Source organism: Tolypothrix sp. PCC 7712 (assembly GCF_025860405.1).
In the GTDB taxonomy this organism is placed as follows: domain Bacteria; phylum Cyanobacteriota; class Cyanobacteriia; order Cyanobacteriales; family Nostocaceae; genus Aulosira; species Aulosira diplosiphon.
Window position 1 is genome coordinate 109,319 of sequence record NZ_CP063788.1, and the last position, 25,557, is coordinate 134,875.

Below are 25,557 nucleotides of genomic sequence, written 5' to 3' on the forward strand. Positions count from 1 at the left end.
TTACATCAGGGTCAGTATTATGGCATCGGGTTTCAACTCTTCTAATCATCCTCCTGCTCCCAAGTCAAAGGCTTTAAGTGTAGCGAATGCCAACGCTTTAACATCGAAGATTTCATCAATGTTTAGTGAAATAGAAGACCCCCGTGCAGAAAGAAATCGTGTGCATTTATTAACTGATATTTTAATCATCGCCATACTATCAGTAATTGCAGGAGCCAAGGGCTGGGAAGATATGGAAAATTATGGTTTAAGTAAATACGAGTGGTTGTCACAGTTTTTAAAGTTGCCAGAAGGTATCCCTTGTGCGGATACGTTTCGCCGAGTTTTTGAGCGTATAAATGCATTGGTATTTGAGCAATGTTTTAGGCGTTGGGTTGAATCAATAGTTGAGAACACGGGAGCGCAAGTAATCCCAATTGATGGTAAAACCCTCAAAGGCTCCTACGACAGAGCGCTGGGAAAAAAAAACACCTTTACATATGGTTAGCGCATAGCCATGCTCCACAAAATCTGTCACTGTTGCGTCGAATTGCGCTTAACGCTTTGAATTTGGAGCAATCGTTCCAGCGAAGTAATCGTCAAAAATCAAATCGATCTGCTATGGATAACAATTATATGTTGACGATTTTAGCTGCCAGTCTTACTCATCATGATCATGCTTTAAAAACCTCTTGTCAATAGGGTTTGAAATGCGCTTACCCTGCGAAAGAATGCTCTCCTGAAGAAATAAAAGCAGAGATTTTAGCACAAATAAAAGAATTTATTGCTAAAGCTTATAGTCAAGTTTTCCAAGATTATGAAAAAATCATGAATGAAATTACTTTAGCATGGTTACAATTAACTAAAAATAAATTTCGTTTGGTAGGTATATTAAGTGGAATATCAATTTTGGTGGCAACAGTATTAACTAATCTGGGGTTGCAAGATGCTCTTTATGAGAGTAATACTAGAATACATCAAAATTTTAAAGGAGAGTTGGTTCTCATTCATAAAAAAACTAACGTTTTACATGAATCTTTACCTTTTTCTACAACTTATTTATATAGATTAGAAGGATTAGCAGAAGTAACTAATATTAGTTCTTTATATTTAAACTTTTCAAGACTACAAATACCAAATATTACCAACGAAACTTTTGTTTTAGTATTTGGAGTCAATATTAATAATTCTCCTTTTAAGGTTGAAAATCTTAATGAAAAACTTGATAAAGCAAAAATTCCTAACGTGGTATTAATTGATAGAAATTCGCGTCCTGAATATAGTATTTTAATTAAGGAATATGATTCAGGAATAATTCCTATAATTAAACTGGATGGAAAAAAGGTAAGAATTGAAGATGTAGTACAATTTAATACAGCTTCTTTTGTTTCCGATGTTTCTTTTATTACTAGCAGTTTTAATTTTATAGAAATCTTTCCTTATCTCAACCCTAATAATATTAATATCGGCGTGATTCAACTTAAACAAAATGTTAATCCAAAAAGTTTTATAAAAAAACTTGAAGATAAGAAATATTTACCTGTAAACCTCAAACTTTTAACGCGTCAAGAATTTATAGACTCAGAAAAGCAATATTGGGCAATTAGATCTCCAATTGGCTTTGTATTCAGTTTAGTTGTATTTATGACAGTTATAGTACAGGTTATAGTAGTGTATCAAATTATGTCTACTGAAATAGCTTCTCATCTTCCAGAATATGCTTTATTAAAAGCCAGAGGTTATACAAACAGTTACTTTGTAATAGTCATATTACAAGAATCTATATTTTTAGCGATTTTAGCTTATCTTCAGGGCTTAATAATTTCTCTATTTATATATGAGCTTGCCAAAGATGCTACATCTTTACCCATAACAATGGATTTTAGAAGAGCTATCATCGTGTTATTATTAACGATGGGAGTATGTTTAGCAGCAAGTTTAATTGCCACAAATAAATTAAAAGAAGCTGATCCTATCAATCTACTTTAAACTTTTTATTCTCTTTGCAGATAAATAATATTTTGGTCACAAAAATGTTGAATTCAACAATAGTAAATATAAGAAATCTCAATTATTACTATGAAACCAAAAGAAGTAAAATTCAAGTTTTATTTGATATTAATCTTGAAATAAAAACTGGAGAATTTGTGTTCCTTACTGGTCCTTCTGGTTCAGGTAAGAGTACATTGTTGAGTTTAATCGGCGGTTTACGTTCTGTACAAGAAGGAAGTATTGAAGTTTTTGGATATGAATTGAAAAAAATGAATCAACGACAAGGAAAAAAAGTTAGACGATTGATTGGCTATATTTTTCAAGCTAGTAATCTTGTTAATTGTTTAACTGTTCAACAAAATTTGCAAATGTCTTTGAAGCTTAATCCCATTAAATATAGCAGAAAAGAAATGATTGAACTATCAAATACTACTTTAGAAATGGTAGGTTTAGACCATAGAATTAATTATTACCCCGATGATTTATCAGGTGGCGAAAAACAAAGAGCCGCTATTGCCTGTGCTTTAGTAAATAAACCTAAATTAATCCTTGCGGATGAACCTACAGCAGCTTTAGATGGTAAATCTGCCCAAAATATTATTAACTTAATGCATCATTTGGTGAAACAAGAAGAAACTTCTATTTTAATGATTACCCATGACAATAGGTTTTTGAATATTGCTGATCATATTATTCATATTCAAGATGGTAAAAGCTTCTTCAAAAGCCAAATTTAAATAGTGTTCAATTTGTAAAGGAGTAGTCAGTAGCTCTGCTAAAAATTCAATCGCCTCATCAGTAGCCAAATCAGATGGTTGATATTCATCATCAGTAAACCAAAAAGTTTTTCTCGAAAGAGCGATCGTTAAAATACTTATATTTTTTGATACTTATTGATACACAATTCTCTGTGGTGTGGGTTCGCGCATAAGATGTGTGGGTTCGCGCATAAGATGAAATTTAAACTACGAATTTATAACCCTGTTTTGTCACTCTGGCAGTAGTATAATAAGGTAAAAATGCTAGAACCAAGACACAGAGCATGGTACAGCCCCGTCCAGCCGCACCAACAGTCAAATTTGTGGACGAATATTGCCAGTGGTATAAAAGTCTGTTTCCAGATGTTAGGAGTTTCGAGGCTTTTAAATATCTCCATGTAGGCTGCATTTCTGATCTAAAACGTAAAACATTGCCAGAAATAGCAAAAATCGTAGGATTAGATAACCAGCAAGGGTTGCATCATTTTCTAACTACATCACCTTGGGATATAGAAAAGTTAAGAACCTTAAGGTTAGAGTTAATTTTACAAGTGCTAAAAGGTAGACCAATCATTTTAATTATTGATGAGACAGGGGATAAAAAGAAAGGGAGCAAGACAGATTATGTGAAACGGCAGTATATAGGAAATTTGGGAAAAACAGATAATGGAATTGTGGCAGTGACAGTATATGGTGTTTTCTGTGGGATGACATTTCCATTACTGTTTGAAGTGTATAAACCCAGGGAAAGATTACAGGCAGGAGATAAGTACCGCACTAAACCAGAAATAGCAGCAATACTGATAAAAAAGCTACAATCAATGGGTTTTAAATTCAACTTAGTACTTGCAGATAGCTTATATGGAGAGAGTGGTAAGAATTTCATATCTGTATTAGATGAACTAAACTTGAACTATATAGTAGCGATTCGGTCAAATCATTATGTAGAAATACTTCCACGACAACATATTCAATATTTAAAGTGGCAGAAGTTTCAAAGGGTATTCTCTGACTTGAGTCGGGAAAATCGATTTATTAGAGAAATTATTCCGGGAAAACGTGGAGAACTTAGATATTGGCAAATTACTACAGATCCAGAAAATTTGCCTGATAACACTACTTGGTATGTGATGAGTAAATATCCAGACATTACGCCAAGAGAAGTTGGAAATTTTTACGGTTTAAGAACTTGGGTCGAGTACGGGTTAAAACAAAGTAAGAATGAATTAGGTTGGTCAGATTTTCGCCTGACTCACTACCCAGATATTGAGCGATGGTGGGAAATTATTTGCAGTGCTTATTTAATGGTTAGTCTGCATTCGGAGCAACTGTTTCAGTCTCCATCACAACGAGAGTCAAAATTTGTTTCACATCCTTGGTGGGATAATGGAAATGGCTGGAAGAACATTCTTAACAATCTTCGTTTGATTATTCAACCTTTTACTTTATTTAATCTGATATATCCCTGGTTAACGGTTTTTCCTATTCCTCAATTAGCTTTGGGTTTTTTTAAACTTCAATCTATTATTTATAGCCTCACCAGTTCAATTTTTATATCCCTGATTCACCCTGATTTCTACTTTTCCTCTGCCTAGAGTGACAAAAGAGGGATAAGGATTCCAGCCTCTCTAATTCGCGCATAACCCTGTTTTGTCACTCTCGCGGTAGTATAAGAATGTATAAACGCTAGAACAAAGACACAGAGCATGGTACAGCCTCGTCCAGCCGCACCAACAGTGAAATTTGTGGACGAATATTGTCAGTGGTATAAAAGCCTGTTTTCAGATGTTAGAAGCTTCGAGGCTTTTAAGTACCTACATGTAGGATGTATTTCGGAATTAAAACGTAAAACTTTACCAGAAATAGCGAAAATTGTAGGATTAGATAACCATCAAGGACTACATCATTTTTTAACTTCATCTCCTTGGCAAGTAGAACAGTTCAGAATCTTGCGGTTAGAACTAATTTTACAGATGCTTCAAGGTAAACCAATCATTTTAATTATTGATGAAACAGGAGATAAAAAGAAAGGGAACAAGACAGATTATGTCAAAAGGCAGTACATAGGAAACTTGGGAAAAACTGAGAATGGAATTGTAGTAGTAACAGTGTATGGTGTTTTCTGTGGAATGACATTTCCATTGCTATTTGAAGTTTATAAACCTCGAGAAAGATTAAAGGCAGGGGATAAATATCGTACTAAGCCAGAAATAGCAGCCATTTTAATGAGAAAGCTACAGTTGATGGGCTTTAAATTCAACTTAGTATTGGCAGACAGCTTATATGGAGAAAGTGAGACAAATTTCATCTCCGTATTAGATGAACTGAACTTGAAATATATAGTTGCAATTAGGTCAAATCATTATGTAGAGCTACTTCCACGACAAAGAATTCAATACCTAAAATGGCATAGATTTAAACGAGTATTCTCAAATCTCAACAGCGAGAATCGCTTTATTAGAGAAATAATCCCAGGAAAACGTGGACGACTTAGATATTGGCAAATTACAACAGATGCAGAAGAATTGCCTGAGAGTTCTACTTGGTATGTGATGAGTAAATATCCAGACATTACGCCAAGAGATGTTGGCAATTTTTATGGGTTAAGAACTTGGGTTGAGTATGGATTAAAACAAAGTAAGAATGAACTAGGTTGGGCAGATTATCGTTTGACTCATTATCCTGATATCGAAAAATGGTGGGAGATTGTTTGCAGTGCTTACCTCATGGTTAGCTTGCACTCAGAACAAATATTTCAGATGCCAATACAATCCAACTTCAAGTTTGCTTCACACCCCTGGTGGGATGATGGAAAAGGTTGGAAGAATATACTTAACAATCTCCGGTTGATTATTCAACCTTTTACCTTATTTAATTTAATCTCCCCCTGGTTAACAGTTTTTCCTATTCCTCAATTATCTTTGGGGTTTTCTAAGCTCCAATCTATTGTTTATAGGCTTACCTCTCCAATTTTTATATTCCTTGGTCACCCAGATTTCTACTTTTCCTCTGCCTAGAGTGACAAAACAGGGATAAAGTGAAATCGACTGTGTGATTTGAACGATATTTTTGCCAAAGGGTCACGAAATGCTTCAAAACTCATTAGGACAAGATATACTTCATAATTTAGTTGTGAGTTGTAAGAATGATAATCGTATAGTTGGGGGGAGACAGGGTTGAGCAAAGCTCAACCCTGTCTCATTAATAAAGAGAATGGGAAGAAGCTGCCGTCGGCAGCTTCTTCCCCCACCCAATGATTATCATTATTATGTTGTTGACGGCGATTCATGCCCAACAGTGTCTCGCTTGGGTTTGCGTTGTCCAACCCGTGTGCCTGACTTTTTCTGGGGACTCTTATCTGTTTGCTGTTGCGTGTCCTGGGTTATCGCCTGAAGGTCAGTACTAGGATTACTAAGTGGCGTTTCAGTAATTTCAAGCGTTTGAGTAGATGTAGTTTTCTTACGAGTCTGCTTTTTCTTCAAGGCTGGCTCTACGGGGATCTCGTTTGCTGTTGTGGTCGTAAATTCTTGTGGTGCAGGTACGTTTGGCTTTTTCCGAGTCGATGTAGTTTTAGGTGGTGACTCTGTTTTCGATGAAGTGATTTCACTACCGACCAACGGAGTTTCAGGAGGGACTGCACTAGTCGGTACATCCGTTGAACCCATTCCTATTTGTAGCAAATGCCATAAGTGTTCGCGGCGGCTCTCCATATAGCTCAGTTTTTCTTCGCCTTCAGTCGCTTCTATTGCCATACGTTCGCACTGCGCTAGCGTTAGGGTATGTTCGTGTAATTGTTTTAAAGTTAAAGCTTTATTTCCATCATCTAATGCCGCCGCCACAGTTCTGATGAGCCAGTCTTTTAGGACTCCAAGACAGCCAATAGAATGTTCATAGAAGTAAAGCCAATGCTGCATTAATTCAGGAATATTAGTATCAAGAGGTACTTGCTTGAGGAGTGCCAATAACGCTGCTTGAAAATCCAAACGGTCTTGTTCATTTTGGTACAAATAGCGCGGAAAGTGGATATCCAGACCGCGCCGGGATGCTTGACCACTTAAATTGCGGAAATTTAACAGTTCGTAAGTACCAATCAGGATGTGTAAAACACCCGTAACATTCGTCATGGATTTAATCCAATCCAACTGGTCTAAAAGCTTGCCAGCATTACTTCCAGTCCCAATCTTCATTAAATGTTGCGCTTCATCCAGGATAACCGCACGTACACCACGTTTGGTTATCGCTTCTTCTAATGCGTGGCGCAGTTCTGGAGAATCATTAAACTGGGAAGTTTTGCTAGTACGTCCACGCCCTTTTTTCTCCCATGCCTCCGACGTATCAATGTCTACAATGCTACGACGCTCGTAGAATGGCTCATTCAAAAGCTTCAGCGCAGTCCGGTAATAGTCAGTTCGATTAAACACCCCACTGTCAGGTGGACGTGTCTCTATCAGTAACAGAGGTAATTGAGGTACATAACCGTTGCGGTAGCTTGAGTCATTTGATACATAATCCTCAGTTTGAGGCGCATTTAAACGTCGGGCAATTTGCCGTATCATCGTCGTCTTGCCCACACCGCTTGGCCCATACACCAACACATGAGCAAATCCGGCAGGTTCTCGAATCGCACGCATGAGCAGCATATCTACCCGTGCTAACTGTGGATGTAAAACTGCATACTCCTTAAATTGAGTAAGTAAGTTTATGTCATCGCTCCTGTTCCTGTTTAAATCCATCTATTTGTATTCCGCTAATATTGGCAGTGAACTTAGATCCAACGGTTCAACGTTTCGAGATGGTACGTGCTGCGATGCAACATCTTCACTCTGTTGTGCCAATACAGCAAATGTTGAATGAACTTGGTTTACTGATGGAACAGAAGAATTACTAGACGTTAAATTGTCTAGTAAGCGTTTACTTTCCAAATCACGCAATCTTTGCAGCAACAAGGCTTCATGTTCTTGGACATTGGCAATGAAGTCAGCTAAATGTTTGGCATTCAAATTCGTCGCCGTGGCGCTACGTTTGTTCAATTGCCTAATTTCTTGTGCCGCTAACAACACTTCTTTTTCAGTGCGTCCCACGAAAGTACTGTAATACTGAGAGATACATCTCACCCAGCGCCCATCAACATAGGCGTAAGCAACTCCCATATCAAAAGGATCGTAGCGTACTGGTACTAATGTTTTTTCTACATTGGGATTGCGGAAAGCATCACTCCAATAGTAGAGATAATTGACTTTAATCCCTTGTCCCGGCTGAACTTTCGCCTGACCTTTGGGCGTGGAAGGACGTGTTGCCATGAGGAACTCTTCGTTATAAGCAATACTTCGGTGTAAGCGTTCTCCGGCGATTGACAACCCTTCGGTATAAACAACGCCTGGAGACGCACCTAATGAGTCATGATAATTTGAGTCGTAAATCGAGTAAGCCCACTGGGTCAGGTAAGTATATAAATCTCCCAAATTCCAAACAGCTAACTGTTTTGGGTCAACAGTTTTGGTGAGTTGACGCGGCTGTTTACTTGCTTGAGTATTACCTAATAGGTTATAGATAAACTCAGTATTTGTCGTCCCAAATAATCGTTCAATTACCGACCCAAAGCGGGGTTTACCACCAGGTCGTGTTTTCTTGGTGCAGTGGTAGCGTGCTAGCAAGGTGTCAAAGTATATACTGTGGAATTCTTTGCCACCATCTACAACTAATGTTGAGGGAAAACGACCTTGGCGCTGGACTAAAATACGTAGCCCCATCATGCAAGACCTGTAAGAAGGTGCATCAAAAGTCAGATAAACTGCCAATATTCGCCGAGAATAAGCATCGGTCAGTAATGTTAGCCAAGGTCGTCCCAGTAACCGACCTGTAGCTTGTGAGCGTAATTCAATATCGAGTTCGGTATGGTCGATATGGACTATCTCCAGTGGACGGTTTCCGTGAGGACGTGTATTTAAAGCTAGTTCCCAGACAAAAGGCTCTGTTGCGTATGCGGCTTTTGCTCCCTGACGCTTTAATGTCTGCTCATGGGTTGGGCGTTTTTTTAAACGCTGGTAGAAGGTGCGGTTACTAAGGGGTTGTATATTTAATGCTGTACAGGCTCTGACATACGCCCGATATACTGAAGCGCCTGTCGCTTGTCTTGGTGTTTCAAAATGCTCCTTAATAAATTTATCTAATAATTCACTTGAATCTGTTGGCGATTTTGGTTGACGATTCCCTTGCTGATGTGTGCGTGGTAGCAACCCGACATAACCGCAACCTAAACTTGCTTCTGCTTCACGGAACTGTTGTACCCATCTACGCAAGGTACGTGGGTTGATGTCTTGATAGATATCTGTATGGCGTTGGAAATATGCTTGTACTATATTAAATTTTCGATTCGCTTCTTTTAAGTGAGATGGAGAAGCGGCCTCCATTAAAGTCCGTACAGTTTCATTTCTTGTTACATCTGTAACTCCGTTGTGGATTTTAATGGTGCCACTGTCGAATAACTGGAGAAAAAATGCTGTGGGCAACTGTATTGGGAAGCCTGACTCTGGTAATAGCGTGGTTGTGGTCTCGCCATAGTTAACTAAAGTCCATAGCGCCGAATCCCACTCAAGGGCTGTGTTAGGTAGCAGTGTTGTGGGACTACTGGGAGTATTCTTTGTAGTTACTCCTACAACAGATGCGTGTGTATAAGCGTCATGATTTTGTTGACTTACCCATAATCGTGTCCTGTAATGTTCAACTAAGGGGACAGCAGACAAATCCACGTACAAAAGCTCAGTTGCAATCATGATGTATATGTCATTGGCACATACATCATTTAATTCTTGTAGCAATGCCGCAATCGTTATTCCTGGATTTGCTTCCAGGTAAGCCAGAACTGTCGAGTGTACATCTGTTGTCAAATTTGATTTAAATCCCAGGTAATCTGACAAAAACATCAAGTTCTGGGTAAAGACGGGATTCAATTCGGCATCAGTACGAACGCAGTATTTTAGACCAAATTGTGATGCGTGTGCTTCTCCTGGTGGGCAACGCCAATGACCGGATGCTGTTTTTTGATAACGCCCAGGATATTTTTGTGCTAAGAACTCTAGTTCCTTAACTGTTTTCCACTCTTCCCAGCAAGCACCATCATGACGTAATACAAAAAAGTCAGGGGTATGATAGTGACCTATATTACGCCCTGCTTGATTTTTATACTGGATTTTGAATGGTGGGGGCTGGTCGTAGAACTCTAAAACTTTGGGGTCGTGTTCCATCAAGTAAATCGCCCACAATTCCACTGTATGGCTCTCGAATTGAATTGTGACCCCCATTTTAGAACTAGGGTACACGCCACAAACGTTCTTGGTTCGTCCTTGTACCCGACGTGAGGGTGGGGATTTCCTGATTTGTGTAATCAAATCAATGGTGTTGGTTGCTAGTTGCTGTTGCCTACACCAATCTTCAAACTCGAATTCGTTCATTTGAGCTTCACCTCCGGGAGCGTGACCTATGTGATACAAGGACGGCTTTGTTGCTTCACTACAGTCTCCTAAAAATACTTATCAACGCGAATTGAATCATATTTTAGTCAGTTTGAACCATATTTTGTCATCTAAGTTGTACATAGGAGTGATTTTTAGAGAATTATTCGGGAGAAGTTTTTTCTTTTTCGTTATGACAACTCTAGGATTTATTATGATTCACAATTAGGACACGCGGCCATAATTTTATGCAAACTTTTATGTGATGTTTAGGCTGTAACCCTTGAAATGTCGTTAATTTTTGGTCAGGGTATGATTCACAATTTGGTCATCCAGGGGGTAAAAGCACAGACTGTAAGGTAAGGGTTTAAGCTATCTAGCCAATTCGCGCATAAAGTGAAATTTTACATTTAAACAGGGTAATTCCTAGTGTTTATAGCAATATAAGTGGCAATTTATACTTTAATTTTCGATGTTATGTGGGAAAACTGCTTGATTATGGCAAGAAGTGGGCGATCGCTCGAATGCTAGAGAGTAAGCTCATCGCACTTTAAAAATACGCTTTTAAAAGCATTTGGGCTGTCGTTAAATCAAAGTCGGAAAATTTCAATTTATCTGCGAATTCGCTACCTGTCTCAAACCGTCACGCCACAAGCAATTTCACTTTATGCGCGAATCTCGTTGTCTCAAACCCCTATAACTTCGTTGTTCACATTTCATCTTATCTGCGAACCCACATAAAATGCAGCATTATTTAGGTCATTTTCAAAAATACAGCATTTTCCGATCGCACCTGCGGAATGTGGGTTTTAATTTCTTTGTGACGCTTGCTCGCGCAATTCAACAGTGATTGTAACTGTTCCTAACTAATCACTAAAATTTGTTTTGTCCGGTGGGGATATTTCTGGATATAATCAAAAACCATAAGTAATATCGAAAAATGATAGACGCGCAATTTAATGTTTTACCATTTTTCTTTTCCTAAGTTAATATTTCGGACAAGTCTATTAAACCTTGGCGTTCTAAATAGTACAGCACTTGGTTAACACATTCTTCAACTGTAAAATTATCAGTTTGACAGATAATATCTGCATTAATTGGTGCTTCGTAGGGGTCAGAAATGCCAGTAAAATGCTTGATTTCCCCCGCCCTGGCTTTGACGTAAAGCCCTTTGATATCACGGGATTCACAAACTGCTAGTGGTGCTTGGACATAAATTTCGATAAAGTTGGTAGTCGTCTGTTTTAGTTCGGAGCGAACTTCACGATAGGGGCTGATAGCAGCAACGATCGCAATTATGCCATTACGACTAAGTAAGTTAGCCACAAAGCCAATCCGACGCACATTTATATCTCGGTCTTGTTTGCTAAAGCCTAACCCTTGTGAAAGATGGATGCGAACGATATCACCATCTAGCAACTCTACTAAGTAATTTCGTTTTTGTAGTTCTTGGGCTACACCGTGAGCAATAGTTGTTTTCCCCGCACCACTTAACCCTGTAAGCCAGAGAATTGCACCTTGTTGTTTCATGTTTAATTTAATACATGCTAATACTAGTATAATGAATGAGATCAAGCGCTCGCACTTGAAGTTGTCTCAAAGGGCGATCACCCCATTTGCAATTAAACAATTGCTAAGGAGCATCAAATTATATAGTGACGTAGCAATTGCCACTATGGAAACAATTCAATCAGTATTTCATTTACCAGGGTGGCAAACAGAAGGGTTTTTGGAATGCTCATGGGAATTGAGCTAGCAGACGAGATAGCACAGCCGCATCCTAGAGATGAAAACCTGCACTACTGTAACCAAGTGGGACGTAAGCAGGGCTTTGTTGCATGAACCCTCTTTCAAGAAACACATTCGGTGGGGTGGGAAATAGGAATGAGTTCTAAGCCAAGAGCCTGAGCTTTTTGCTTGAGGTTTTTGAGCATCAGTTCTTGGTATTTTTGCTCATAGTAGTCCATACCAGGATCAGAATATTGCCCAGCAGTAATCCACATCTGGTAAAACAAACGAGCCAGTTTGTGTGCAGTAGCAGTGATAGCTTTAGGTGCGCCCAAGCGAGAACGTAACCGGCGATAAAACGCACCCAGAGCAGAGCGACTGTGAGTTAAAGAAAACGCCGCCATGCGAAAAGCATTGGCTGCCCGATTGACAACATTACGAGTTTTAGAGCTTTTGACCTTACCACCAGTCACTTTTTGACCAGGACATAAACCTAACCAAGATGTGAAGTGCTTAACTGTAGGAAAGCGTTTTGGGTTTAATCCCACCTCAGATAAAATGGTCTGAACAGTTAAGGCATCAAGACCATCAATGAATGTAAAGTCAACTCCTGCCATCCGATAAAGATACTTATGCAAATCAAAATCGGGGTGATTTGCAGTCGGTTTTTTTCTGCGTTTTCTTGGTGATGTTGGCGGTTCATCTAAAGTTTTAGGTTCAAAAGATGCTAAACATTTTTCAATTTCAGTGTCAACAGCAATAATCTGTTGTTGGTAAACCTCATACAGTGTTAATTCTTGCTGGAGGACAAATAAATGTTCACGGCGGTAATCACCAGTTAAAGATGCAGCAATATCTGCTGTGCTGCTTTTGATATGTGGGTCTTTGAGGGCTGCTAAAACTTGTGGGTCTTGTTCACCAGCAACGATTGCTTTTATAATTTTCATTCCGGTCAAACCAGTCACATCGCTGATGACTTTGTGGAGATGTAAATTCATCTGGATGAGTGCCTTTTGCATCCGTTGTATATGGGCACTAGCACTCTTGATTAAGGTATCTCGCTGACGGATATAACTGCGTAGTACACAAACTTGGTCTTCTGGGCGAAAAGAACCAGACAGTAGTCCATAGGTATGTAACTTTTGTAACCACTGGCAATCTAACACATCTGTTTTGCGCCCAGGGACTGTTTTAACGCTCCGGAGCATTGACTAATTTGACCTCAAAACCCTTGGTTTCTAATATCTGAAACACTGGAATCCAATAAACTCCTGTGGCTTCCATTGCCACGGTATTTATTCGGCATTCCTTTAACCAATCGGCCATTGCAATTAAATCAGGGGTAAAACACCCAAATCGGCGAACATTTTTATCTGCTCTATCAGTGGGGACACAAACCCAATGTTCTCCACTACCAAGGTCTATTCCGGCTGCGTTCTGGTTAATTTCTTCTAGAGTGGATGAAGGTTTTACCACAGGTACAGGCTGGTTCTTCTGTTGATTTGCTGGCAATTTCATTGCTGCAACCCTGTTCTAGTTATTATGGATAGTCCTGACAAAAGGGATGTATTCATAGATAATCTTTCAAACGGGATAGGAAACTTTATCCTTCACCAATGTCATAGCCATAATGCCCCAGAACCATGCTCCTAATCAGGCTCAACACACTATTGTGGGTTCGGTTTTAACTGTCAGGATAATTATTAATATACTCGTTCATTAGTCCTCACCGTTCGCGTAATAGAATTTGACTAAGAGGAATTATCTACAAGATTGCTATAAATATCCGAAGGAAGACCAAGCAAACTCATAATTTCCTGTTGTAGAGGGTTTAAAGGAGGAACATAACCAAAACGCTGACCACGGGCTTCAATAATCGTCAAAGTGATATTAGAAAAAGCACGTAACAACCGTTCAGCAGTAGGTTGAGCAGTCCTTTTTTTTGGATGTTCGGGATACAGTCCAGCAAGAGAGTTGACCTCAATAGCAGTTAATTGCCGTCGGACAACAAACTCGATAATTGTCAGCAAACGTAGGGCTAGACTCAGTAAATTAATCAGCCCGGTAACTTGGTCGTCACGTTGCACAAACATGGGAGCAATCGAAAGTGACGCACCCTTGAGACGATGAAAACCACGTTCAGCAATCCATTCGTCTCGATAAGTCAGTACAGCTTGTTCAACTCCTAACAGACTCTTGGGAGCATTGGTGACAAAAGCTCTCCAGCCAAAAGTTTTGTGAGTTTGGGCAATAGCATCTTCATTGCGGATAACAGTCTGAATTTGATACCTAATTTTTCGAGTAATTTGCTTGGGGCGAGATGTGGGACGACCTCGACCAATATAGGTTTCTTCAACAGTTTCTTGGCACTCATAATCGAAACTCAGTAAGCCTTCGACTCGATAAAGGTGCAGAATTTCTGTAGCTTTTTGCAATAAAACCTGTAGGTCGTTGATTTGTCGTTTACCACGACCTTTTTGTGGAGTTAACGCCATCAACTTCTGCTGTGCGTTGTGAAGTCGCTTCTCTAATCCCTGAACCTGTTGTTTTGCAAGTGTTGGTGAGTGAACAATCAACACCCTTTCTTGCCAGCATAGTAATGGCAATTGTTCATCAACCACCTCGACAGGACGACACACCTCATAGCCAGTGGCGATAGTTGTTTCAAGGACATCCAAGTCTGGGCTGGTTTCACTGTTGTGATGAACACTGGTTCGCTTGATATCAATCAGGGGAAATTTACCTGCAACAGCATCATCTACCCAGCCGGCAAGAAGTTCTGGAGTTTTACCAACTAGGGATAATGGACATAGGTAGTAATCTCCCTGAATATGTATGTTGCAGCGTGTTGATAGTGAACTCATTTTACAGTCGCCAACAAACAACAACCCTTTTTTGTTCAGTGTGGCAGCAATTTGTTGGTAGGCGGGAATGTACAACCCATCATCTGCTTGTTCTCCAGATACTACCTGAGTGACAAGAGGCATCCCTAATGGGTCTATCATCCCCATCATGAGTTTTACCTGTGGCAAGTTTGGATCATCTTTGCTGTGTCCAAATTGGAATAAACCTGACTCACTGACGAGATGGTGTCCACTAATTGTTGTTGCGTCTAAACGCACTTGCTCCACCGCTAAGTCATAGGCTCGGATAGTGTTTTGCGTGAGACACCGTTCTATTTGTTCCCAAGTTTCGGGCTTGCTTAAACGCTTCAACAGTATTCCTAAACGGTCATCTGTAAAGTCGGTTTCTCGAATGTTGAATCCGCATACTTGCTCTATGGTGTAGTGTCGTTGTTCCACCCATTCCCGAACACGTACTTTTCGGTGGTCGCCCTGTGAGATGATATATGATAACCAAATGCAAGCTACCCATCCCCAATCCAGCCCTTCCTGTTTCCAATGACGTGGCAAATTTTGGTTGAGGATTTCTGGCAGTCCCATTTTTTTCATCACCTCTAGCAGCAGAACCACATCGTCGATTCGTTCTGAGATTATTTGTTGGGGTAAATGTGCCATTTCTCACACTTACCATTAAACCGTTACACCCTACACAACTTTCTTTCTGGCATAAGGGATGCCAAAAACGATCGCCTGCTTAGAGACTCTCCCTTATTTCATCTATTTCACCAAACTCATCCTCGATTGCGCGAACGGTAAGTAATTAGTCTTCGACTTTGTAAGAGTCTGGCTTACCTATCTGGATCATGCGATTAAGCTCGGGGAAAAAGCTTATAATCTCATTTAGGCACTACAGGTATGGCGATCATACGAGCTATTGCCCCTGGGAAACATGATCCAAAAGTACTTGCAGCTAAAAAACATCACCGTGTCAATAGATCCTGGTATGGATTATTATGAGCAGCGTTATCGTGAGCGAATGGTTAAGAATCTCCACAAAAAAGCCCAGGCTTTTGGTTTTGAGCTTATTCCTCAGGTCTCAGAAAATCTGGTTTCTTGAAAGAGAGATACGGGATCAAAAAGTTTCCGCACTCAGAATAAGGGTTTGAGATGAATCAAAATTCCCAACAAGATCAAGAGAATTTTTATTCCAGCCAAGAGGGAGTTAAATTCCCAAAGCACGCAACCAACCAAACTGAAGAAACAGAGCAACGCAAGAGTGAAGCGATCGCAATTATAGGTATTGATTGTCGTTTTCCAGGGGCTAATAATTACGAGGAATTTTGGCTCAACCTGGAAGCTGGAGTCAATAGCATCACCGAAATTCCTACCCAGAGGTGGGATACCCAGAAGTATTATTCTCCCAATCCTCAAGAGCGAAATAAAACTATTAGTAAATGGTCTGGACTGATTGAGGCTTTAGACGAGTTTGATGCCCAGTTTTTTGGCATCTCCCCTCGTGAAGCTAAAATGCTCGAACCGCAGCAGAGGTTGATGCTGGAATTGAGTTGGTCTTGTTTGGAAGACGCTGGGTATTCACCATTTCAACTTTCAGGAAGCCCAGTTGGTGTTTTTATTGGAGCTTGTAATTACGATTCAATCCTTTATTTTAACCAGGATCAAGAAAAAATCGAGGGACATCTGGGAACAGGAACTTGGACTTGTATGATTCCTAACCGAATTTCTCACTTCTTTGATTTTCGCGGTCCGAGTGTTCCTGTGGATACAGCTTGCTCCAGTTCACTAGTAGCGCTCCATTTGGCAATGAATGCTCTGAAAGAAAAGGACTGTGAAATAGCACTGGTGGGTGGAATTAGTGTTATGAATTTACCGATAGGATACCTGCAAATGAGTCAACTAGGGATGTTGTCCCCAACAGGACAGTGCCATAGTTTTGACAGTCATGCAGATGGTTATGTGCGGGGGGAAGGAGCAGGAATGATTTTATTAAAACCTCTAGCAAAAGCTATTGAGGATAAAGATCATATTTATGGTGTGATTAAAGGGATGGCGGTGAATCATGGTGGAAAATCACGAACTTTGACTTCTCCCAGTATTTATGCACAAGCCCAAGTGGTGCGTGCAGCGTATACCAAAGCCAATGTCGCCCCTAATACGATTTCCTATATTGAAGCTCATGGCACTGGTACTCCCTTGGGTGATCCGATTGAAATTAATGCCCTGAAACGAGGGTTTAAACAACTGTATCAACAGTATAAGCTGCCAGGATTTGCAAAACCCTATTGTGGTCTAGGGACAGTTAAAACCAATATTGGACATTTGGAAGGAGCAGCAGGAATTGCTGGGGTGATTAAAGTCCTCTTGGCAATGAAGCAGAAAAAATTGCCCAAGATTCTAAATTTTCAGCAATTAAATCCACGTATTAAGTTAGAGGATAGCCCCTTTTATATAGTCACTGAAACCCAAGAATGGCAGCAGTTAAAAACCTTAGCAGGGGAAGTAGTACCTCGGCGAGCTGGTGTAAGCTCTTTTGGGGTTGGGGGTGTGAATGCTCATGTGGTTCTGGAAGAAGCACCACAGCCAAAGACTCAGAGGGTAGGAGTTGAGCGTCCTTTGCACATCTTAACTCTTTCGGCCAAGAATGAACAGGCTTTGGAGGAACTAGTCAAAAAATATCAAGGATATTTGCAGTCAAATCAAGAAGCATCAACAGCAAATATTTGCTTCACAGCTAATAGCGGACGCGCCCATTTTGAACAAAAATTAGCGGTAGTAGCTGAATCTAATGCTGAATTACAGAAACAACTGGAAGCTTTTCTCAAATTTAATCAGACAAATGGAGTAGTCAGAGGACAAGCTAAAGGGGAAAGTCCAAAAGTAGCTTTTCTATTTACAGGTCAGGGTAGCCAGTATGTAAATATGGGTTGGCAACTATACCAAACTCAACCCACTTTTCGGAAAACCTTGGAGGAATGCGACCAAATTCTGCTCCCCTACCTAAAGCAGCCTTTGTTGTCAGTGCTTTATCCACAGTCAACAGCACTTGCAGAAAATTCCTCACTTCTAAATCAAACCGCATACACTCAACCAGCTCTATTTGCAATAGAATATGCCTTAGCTCAGTTGTGGCAATCTTGGGGCATCAAACCGGATGTGGTCATGGGTCATAGTGTCGGGGAATATGTGGCAGCAACCGTAGCAGGAGTATTCAGCCTAGAAGAAGGACTGAAACTAATTGTCACTAGAGCAAGGCTAATGGAATCCATGCCAGGAGAGTTTGAAGCCGTAGCCCAAGAAGTCACCTATAGTCAGCCTCAGATAACGATCATTTCTCATCTTCCTGGACAAAAGGCAACACCAAAAATCTCCACCCCTGAATATTGGATAGAGCATTTCAGGCAACCTGTGCATTTTGGTCAGAGTATGCAAACCCTGTATCAGTCAGGATATAAACTGTTCCTAGAAATTGGACCCAAGCCAATACTTTTAGAAATGGATCGTCAATGTTTACCAGAGGATGCAGGATTATGGTTGCCTTCATTAAACCCTCTGCAAGAAGATTGGCAACAGATCCTCTCTAGTTTAGGGCAGTTGTATATAAAAGGCTTAAAGGTCGATTGGTCGGGGTTTGACAAAGATTATTCCCGTCATAAAGTGGTACTGCCAACTTATCCATTTCAGAGGCAACGCTATTGGCTGGAAGCATCTAAAAATGGGCATCAAAAAGATACCCGAGAAAATAGCCTAAATCTCATTGCTCAACTACTGAATGAAATTTATCCAGAGCAGTTAGCACAGGAGTTAAATTTATCGGAACTACTGACCGAACAAGAGAAAAAATTACTACCTAAACTCTTAAATATTTTAACTAAGCGATCGCAAGAATATGGTCAATTATCAAAACCATATTCAGAAATTTTACAACAACTTGAGAAAACTCCCCAGACGGAACGCCACCAGCTAATGATAAATTACCTGCAAAGTGTGGTTGGTAAATTGTTAGGATTTCATGACTCCCAAAGCCCAGATTCACAGTTAGGATTCTTTGACATGGGCATGAACTATTCGATGATGCTCGAACTCAAAGATTTATTACAGACAAGTTTAGGTTGTGCTATTGCAGTCACAACATTGTCTGAACATTTTAATATTCAAGACCTGGCTAAATATTTAATCACAAAGATTTTTATGGGAGAGTTAGAGGAAAAATTGGAGATTGATAAATATTATGAAAATCCCAACCAAGGAACTCTGATTAATGGTGAAATAGAACTTCTATGTGAAGATGCGATCGCGAATGCCATGACAGAGGAAATAATCGCGACGGCACTTCAAGATGAACTGAAAGAAATTGAATTTTTACTCAACCAGGGAATGTGAAATGACCAATAATTTAACGACAGGGCAACAAGTTGTTTCTTCCCAACAAGTGCTTCAAACTATCAAAGAAATGCGAACTAGACTTGAAGCAGTCAACAAAGAAAAAACTGAACCTATCGCAATTATTGGTCTGGGTTGCCGATTTCCAGGTAATGCAAATGACCCTGACTCATTCTGGAATTTATTACATAAAGGTATTGATGCTGTAACAGAAGTCCCACCTGGCCGATGGGATGTTGATGCTTACTATGATCCTAATCCTGATGCACCGGGGAAAACCTACACAAAACAAGGTGGTTTTATCCAGCAAGTAGACCAGTTCGATCCCCTATTTTTTGGAATTTCCCCCAGAGAAGCAGTGAGTTTAGACCCCCAACAAAGACTGCTTTTAGAAGTGACCTGGGAAGCCTTAGAAAACGCTGGACAACCACCAACAAAACTCAGAAATAGCCAAACAGGTGTATATGTCGGCATTTGCACAGATGACTATGCCCAACGAAATATGAGTCTGGAGAACAGGTTCTTAATGGATGCCCACTTTGGCACAGGTAACGCCCGAAGTATGGCTGTAGGTCGTATTTCTCACTTCCTTGGCTTACAAGGTCCAAATATTCAATTAGATACTGCCTGTTCCTCTTCATTACTAGCTGTACATCTAGCTTGCCAAAGTTTGCGTTCCAAAGAATCCAATCTTGCCCTTGCAGGCGGAGTCAATCTGATTCTATGGCCTCTCAGCACTATCAGTCGTTGCAAGTTGAAAGCCTTAGCTCCAGATGGTCGCTGTAAAACTTTTGATGTTGCGGCAGATGGTTATGGACAGGGAGAAGGATGTGGGATGGTAGTTCTGAAACGTCTTTCAGATGCTATGGCTGATGGTGATAACGTCTTAGCGGTGATTCGAGGTTCCGCTGTCAACCATGATGGACCTAGCAGTGGTCTGACAGTTCCCAATCAGATGGCTCAGAAAGAAGTGATTCAGCAAGCACTACAAAATGCCAGAGTGGAGCCGCATCAGGTGAGCTATGTAGAAGCTCACGGGACAGGAACATCCCTTGGAGACCCGATTGAGCTAGAATCTTTGGCAGCAGTTTATGGCAAAAACCGCCCGATAAATCAACCCTTGGTAGTTGGTTCAGTAAAAACCAATTTCGGGCATTTGGAAGCAGCCGCAGGAGTTTGCGGTTTGATGAAGGTGGTTTTATCCCTTCAGAATCAAGAAATACCGCCCCATTTGCACCTGAACAAACCCAATCCCCATATTCCTTGGCATCAACTTCCTCTGGTCGTTCCCACCAAAGCAATTCCCTGGAATGTAGGCAATCAAAGTAGAATCGCAGGTATCAGTGCTTTTGGAATTAGTGGGACAAACGTTCATATAATCTTGGAAGAAGCACCACAACAAATCCAACCTGAAAAATCTTTAGAGCGTAAATTACAGATATTATCTCTCTCAGCAAAAACTCCAAAGGCTTTGGCAGAGTTAGTTAGTAGTTATGCCCATCATTTGGAAAATAATCCAGAATTAGAGCTAGAAGACATCTGTCACACTGCCAATACAGGGCGTGTTCATTTCAATCATCGACTCGCAGTGATTACCTCTGATAAAGCTGAACTCGCTACAAAACTCAGCAACATCACAGTAGGTAAAGAAGTTACAGAAATATTTTCTGGTCAAATATCTAACAGTACAAGTTCACCCAAAGTAGCTTTTCTGTTTACAGGTCAGGGTAGCCAGTATGTGAATATGGGTTGGCAACTATACCAAACTCAACCCACTTTTCGGAAAACCTTGGAGGAATGCGACCAAATTCTGCGTCCCTACCTAGAGCAGCCTTTGTTGTCAGTACTTTATCCACAGTCAACAGTACTTGCAGAAAATTCCTCACTTCTAAATCAAACCGCATACACTCAACCAGCCCTGTTTGCAATAGAATATGCCTTAGCTCAGTTGTGGCAATCTTGGGGCATCAAACCGGATGTGGTCATGGGTCATAGTGTCGGGGAATATGTGGCAGCAACCGTATCAGGAGTATTCAGCCTAGAAGAAGGACTGAAACTGATGGCGACTAGGGGAAGGTTAATGCAGCAGTTGCCTAGTGGCGGAGAGATGGTATCGGTGTTGGCATCAGAGTCGCAGGTAAAAGATGTAATTGCCTCCTATGCAGACAAGGTAGCGATCGCCGCCATCAATGGTGCCGACAGCATTGTGATTTCCGGTGTTGGTGAAGCGATCCAAGCAATTTGTCGCAATTTCGCACAGATGGGAATCACAACCAAACCCCTACAGGTGTCCCATGCTTTCCACTCACCGCTCATGGAACCGATGCTTGCGGATTTTGAAGCCGTAGCCCAAGAAGTCACCTACAGTCAGCCTCGCATACGCTTAATCTCTAATATTACTAGACAAGAGGCCACAGAAAACATCGCCACCCCTGAATATTGGGTGAACCATGTCCGGCAACCTGTGCATTTTGCTCAGAGTATGCAAACCCTTCATCGGCAAGGATATAAACTGTTCTTGGAAATTGGACCTAAGCCAATACTCTTGGGAATGGGTCGTCAATGTCTGCCAGAAAATGTGGGATTATGGTTGCCTTCATTACGTCCGCCTCAAGAAGATTGGCAACAAATGCTCTCAAGTTTAGGGCAACTATACACACAAGGAGTAGCAGTAGACTGGTCAGGATTTGACCGTGATTATTCCCGGCGCAAAGTATTACTGGGTGAACGAAAAAAAGTGTGGGGAAGAAAAAACGAGTTAGCGTATCATTTACGCTAACTAAGCTCTGACTGATGTAGATGTTAACTCTTACTTCGATATGAATTATTTTTGAAATCTTGCCGCTTCTTCAACTAGGTCATTGAGTCCTAGCTCTAGTGTATGAAGCACCTGGTTTAACGCTTCGATTTTTGTCCGATTTTTCATCATCTCAACTGCTTTTAAGAAAGCTGGACTACCTGCTTTACCAATATATTGATGACAACTTTTATTACCATTTTTGGTAACAAAGATAGGTGATCCTGATTGCCACTTGTAATACCAATAAGCTCCGCCCTTACCTTTGGCGCGGTAACGAACAATCCAACAACCAGAAAAAGCTACATCACTCTTGTTAAGAGTAGAGATTTCTTGGTTGATTTCTTCTCTTTTGGCAATTAAAAGTTCTACTCTGTGTGCTAAATCTGAAAGACTCTGTTCTCTTGTTTTGACCACTATTAAATACAAGCTTAAAAGTCCAAGGTTAGCGTGAATCTTACACTAACTTAATTTGATTGTAAGATAAGGATGACCAAAAATTTGACCATCGCTCAGAAGAACTTAAATATGCTGCCCTAAGAGCCATAACTCCTTCGGCTCCAAAAAAAGACCAATGCATACCTGCTTGTTTTAATCTTTGTGTAACCACACGCCGATTAGAACTTTCAACAACTCCTGAACCAATCATTAAACCAGCTTTTAAATAAGAGCGATAATCAATTCGACTTTGATTATTAGTTAAATAACGCTCTAAATCGGTAATTGCTTTGGTTAAATCTTTCTTCTTTTTTGGGAATTGATGACAATTTTCAATTACTGTAGTCCATTCAGATTTCTTCAGTAATTGTTGTTGGGTTTTCACCCAATCTTTTTGAGTGTCTTCTTTATTCGGATAAGCGGCTTTCGCCACTGACCACACATATTCTGAGAGATGAAAAAAGTCGAGAATTTCCACCGAACCTGGAAATTGTTCTGATGCCATCGACCAAATCCAATGTGCGCCATCACCAATCACTACAGTTTTTGTGGGTTTTGTAAGAGCTACTTGATGATATAAATGGGAGACTCTATCCCTAAATTCTCTCCGCGATTTTAAAGTAGCTACATATTCCCTTTCCCGGATCACACCTCTTTTTTTACCAACTTTTTGATGGTCTTTACTCCAGAAAATTACACCAACTTTTGCTTCTTTATATCCTTGTTTTTGATTCAAGGGAGTCATGACTCCATCAACTCCCACATATAATAAATCTGGTGGCTCATCCTCTAAATTAGGGACTTCAAACTCTGAAGAAGTGTCTGGCAAACATTCTCCATCGAACTCTTGTGTTTGTAGTTCATTTCCGATTTTTTCTACTTGATTAGCTAAAGTTTTTTCTGCTAACTCTAACGTTGTCCATTTTTGAAACAAGGAGTGAGAGTTAGGAAACTCACTACTGATTCCCAAAGCGCAGGCTAATTCTAATACCATTGGTAGCCATTTATCTTTTGGTAGACCTAACTCTTCATCAACCTTGACCTTAATACCATCTCTTGTAACGTAAGCTCTACGTACAAGAACCATTTCACCTAATGGAGTGTAATATCTTTTTTCTCGTTTAGTTCTCGGATGTGAGTATTGGGCTTCTTTTTCTTCTATTTTGGCTTGAAATAAGCTTTTTTGCACCTCGTTCCCTAATTTTAGCCACATACTGTAGAATTCGCGCACAAATTCTTCTAAATGGTTCCACTCCGGTAAGGAATTGAGTGTGTCATGAATGTGAGACAGAATTGATTGGAGGTTGTTCATGGGTAGTTTGGTTGCATCGCATCAAGAGCTATGTTAGCGTATTAAATCCGCTAACTACTCTCCCACACCTTTTTTCGTTCACCCGGAAACAGGTAGCGAAACTCGTGCCTATCTCTGCTGCGAATGCGTGTTGGTTCCCACAAAGGATTGACTACAACTCTTGCAATGACGTTGATTGAGCCGGGAGCATCCGCAGGCATGGCAAAGGAGCGATAAAGCCGTTCATCTTTCTTAAAGTCAAAAAAGTAACTGGGGTGAGACTCTGACCATTTTTTGGCATCGGCGAGTAAATTTTCTCCACCTATTTCTTTGAGATCTTCCAATCTTTCTGCACTTTTGGGCGAATCTACCTCAACCTGAAGTGCTTGAAATAGACGGTTTAGTAGCTTCCTTTGTCGTTTTTCAAATCGCTCTACATTTTCACCGTCTTGGGGCATCGATGACTGTACACGCCCAATGTTTGTTGCTACTAGCCCTACTTTATTTTGACTGCTAGCAGCAGCAATCTCTGCTAAATTTTTGTATTTTAAGTTGCCTTCTCCATCTGTAATTTCCGTATACGCCAGCTTAGGGCGTTGTTTAACTGGCTCAAATCGCCCCGGTTCACCTGCGCGGAGAGTTTCTTGAGCAATATTAGGTAGTTTACTAGCAGAACTGACCATTAATTGGTCGCCGTCAAAATCGGCTTGGTGGTATTCCTCGGCATCCTTGGGGTGAATCCAAACTACATTGCGAGTTTTCTTCAATTCTGGATCGTGGATGTTACTGTAGAGGCGGATGTTGTCTGAGTTGACGATGGGGTAACGGGTGAGAATGACATCTCCTTCCGGTAGATGGGGTACACAGATTGTGCCACGAGTTAGGCGATCGCATGGCATTGCCATACCCGAATTATGGTTGTATCCACCCTTAATTGCTAGATCACGCCATTGATTGGCTATGTAATCGGTGGCAAACTTGCGAAATTTGGGGGTTTCAATCAATTGACCATATTTATCGCTGCGTAATAGGGAAATCCAGCGAGATTCCTGCGCTTGATTGTTAGCATTACCCTCAATTTCGTTAAAAGCTTCTTCTGACTGCTCTTGCTGCGATGGCGGAACGCCCGCCGTAGGCGATCGCTGTTGTTTGTCATATTGTTGAATGATATATTTTGCTAACACCAAGGGATTGCGCTGCAACTCGGCAAGTTCTCTAGCTTTTTCTTCGGTGGGTTTGCTCAAATCTTCTTTGATTGCTTCTTCTGAGTACCAAATGGTAAACTGCCAACTATTATCGTAGCTGGTAGCTTTGGCGTTACCTCGATTACCAATTACCGCTTGGGGAAACTCATAGTCACCGCAGGGTATTAAGTTTTTGAGTTCCGACTTTTTAATACCTTTAATTGAGGAACGATCCATAATAATGTCGTAGCCTTGGGCATCAGTCAAATTGGCATCGGGTAGGAAAGTACCTTTGGACAAGAAGCTGGTTTTTGGGTACTGAGAATTATCTGGTTCAGTCCAATTACTCCTCCAGGCAAACCGAAATTGGAATGGACAATTGCCTTCTCCTCCTAATTGTTTGGCAAGTTGGGGCGAAATCTTGCAGTGACAGTCTCCTGTTTTATAATGAGCATATTGTGGATCTTCAAAGTCCACAATTTTAACTCGCAGCCCTGTAAAAGTTTCTGAGCCTTTGTAGCAATTGCTAACTAGTAAAGAACCATAGCGACAGGCAGTATCCGGTTCTGTAGCAAATAAGCGTCTAATTTTTTTATGCAATGAATCATCCGCAAAGTAATAACTATTGCCAGAACTGAAAGCTAACTTGCGTCGGATTCCATCACTAAAGGTTCTTTGTCTTAAATGGTTGGCATCTG

General features: G+C 40.6%; 14 protein-coding genes and 1 pseudogene. 7 read left to right on the top strand and 8 right to left on the bottom strand.

The genetic code is table 11. From position 1 onward, the window contains the following. The first annotated feature begins 19 nt into the window (after positions 1–19). The 5 genes from HGR01_RS39055 to HGR01_RS39075 all read left to right on the top strand — a co-directional run bounded on the left by HGR01_RS39055 (position 20) and on the right by HGR01_RS39075 (position 5,746). Entirely contained in the window at positions 20–487 is a 468-nt protein-coding gene (locus HGR01_RS39055; RefSeq protein WP_052335435.1) for an ISAs1 family transposase, read from the top strand. A 197-nt stretch (positions 488–684) separates the two neighbouring features. Then, entirely contained in the window at positions 685–1,968 is a 1,284-nt protein-coding gene (gene devC / locus HGR01_RS39060) for an ABC transporter permease DevC (RefSeq protein ID WP_052335434.1), read from the top strand. Positions 1,969–2,012: 44 nt separating this feature from the next. Continuing rightward, on the top strand, positions 2,013–2,708 hold the full coding sequence (locus HGR01_RS39065) for an ATP-binding cassette domain-containing protein (RefSeq protein WP_045874303.1): 696 nt from the start codon (positions 2,013–2,015) through the stop codon (positions 2,706–2,708). A 305-nt stretch (positions 2,709–3,013) separates the two neighbouring features. Next, positions 3,014–4,324 carry an IS701 family transposase gene (locus HGR01_RS39070; RefSeq protein WP_096621593.1) on the top strand — a complete coding sequence of 437 codons (1,311 nt, stop codon included), beginning with the start codon at positions 3,014–3,016 and terminating at the stop codon, positions 4,322–4,324. Positions 4,325–4,435: 111 nt separating this feature from the next. Beyond that, positions 4,436–5,746, top strand: coding sequence for an IS701 family transposase (locus HGR01_RS39075; RefSeq protein ID WP_045874302.1), 1,311 nt, complete (start codon positions 4,436–4,438; stop codon positions 5,744–5,746). A 249-nt stretch (positions 5,747–5,995) separates the two neighbouring features. Here the strand turns inward: HGR01_RS39075 and HGR01_RS39080 are convergent, their stop codons facing one another. The 5 genes and pseudogenes from HGR01_RS39080 to HGR01_RS39100 form a co-directional block, all read right to left on the bottom strand. After that, the gene (locus HGR01_RS39080; RefSeq protein WP_045874301.1) at positions 5,996–7,462 is read right to left on the bottom strand and encodes an ATP-binding protein; all 1,467 of its coding nucleotides are present in this window, start codon (positions 7,460–7,462) and stop codon (positions 5,996–5,998) included. Continuing rightward, entirely contained in the window at positions 7,463–10,180 is a 2,718-nt protein-coding gene (locus HGR01_RS39085; protein ID WP_045874300.1) for a TnsA endonuclease N-terminal domain-containing protein, read from the bottom strand. A gap of 981 nt (positions 10,181–11,161) precedes the next feature. Beyond that, complete coding sequence (gene cysC, locus HGR01_RS39090) at positions 11,162–11,710, bottom strand: adenylyl-sulfate kinase (RefSeq protein ID WP_045874955.1); 549 nt, start codon at positions 11,708–11,710, stop codon at positions 11,162–11,164. A gap of 320 nt (positions 11,711–12,030) precedes the next feature. Continuing rightward, positions 12,031–13,384, bottom strand: a pseudogene (locus HGR01_RS39095) (IS110 family transposase). Between the two features lie 275 nt (positions 13,385–13,659). Next, positions 13,660–15,426: a hypothetical protein gene (locus HGR01_RS39100; RefSeq protein WP_045873139.1), complete on the bottom strand. Its 1,767-nt coding sequence runs from the start codon at positions 15,424–15,426 to the stop codon at positions 13,660–13,662. Positions 15,427–15,918: 492 nt separating this feature from the next. Here HGR01_RS39100 and HGR01_RS39105 point away from each other — a divergent pair, with 492 nt between their 5' ends. Both HGR01_RS39105 and HGR01_RS39110 read left to right on the top strand, forming a co-directional pair. Then, a complete protein-coding gene (locus HGR01_RS39105) occupies positions 15,919–19,149 on the top strand; it encodes a type I polyketide synthase (RefSeq protein ID WP_052335497.1) in 3,231 nt (1,076 codons plus the stop codon). Position 19,150: 1 nt separating this feature from the next. After that, positions 19,151–21,928 carry a type I polyketide synthase gene (locus tag HGR01_RS39110; protein ID WP_052335496.1) on the top strand — a complete coding sequence of 926 codons (2,778 nt, stop codon included), beginning with the start codon at positions 19,151–19,153 and terminating at the stop codon, positions 21,926–21,928. Positions 21,929–21,973: 45 nt separating this feature from the next. Here HGR01_RS39110 and HGR01_RS39115 read toward each other — a convergent pair whose 3' ends face one another. The 3 genes from HGR01_RS39115 to HGR01_RS39125 are packed head-to-tail and all read right to left on the bottom strand — an operon-like array spanning position 21,974 to position 25,459. Beyond that, positions 21,974–22,363, bottom strand: coding sequence for a hypothetical protein (locus HGR01_RS39115; protein ID WP_045873620.1), 390 nt, complete (start codon positions 22,361–22,363; stop codon positions 21,974–21,976). A gap of 40 nt (positions 22,364–22,403) precedes the next feature. Continuing rightward, positions 22,404–23,696 (bottom strand): ISKra4 family transposase, encoded by a 1,293-nt coding sequence (locus HGR01_RS39120; RefSeq protein ID WP_081584134.1) that lies wholly within the window; start codon positions 23,694–23,696, stop codon positions 22,404–22,406. A gap of 50 nt (positions 23,697–23,746) precedes the next feature. After that, positions 23,747–25,459 carry a hypothetical protein gene (locus HGR01_RS39125; RefSeq protein WP_228045830.1) on the bottom strand — a complete coding sequence of 571 codons (1,713 nt, stop codon included), beginning with the start codon at positions 25,457–25,459 and terminating at the stop codon, positions 23,747–23,749. Positions 25,460–25,557 lie beyond the last annotated feature (98 nt).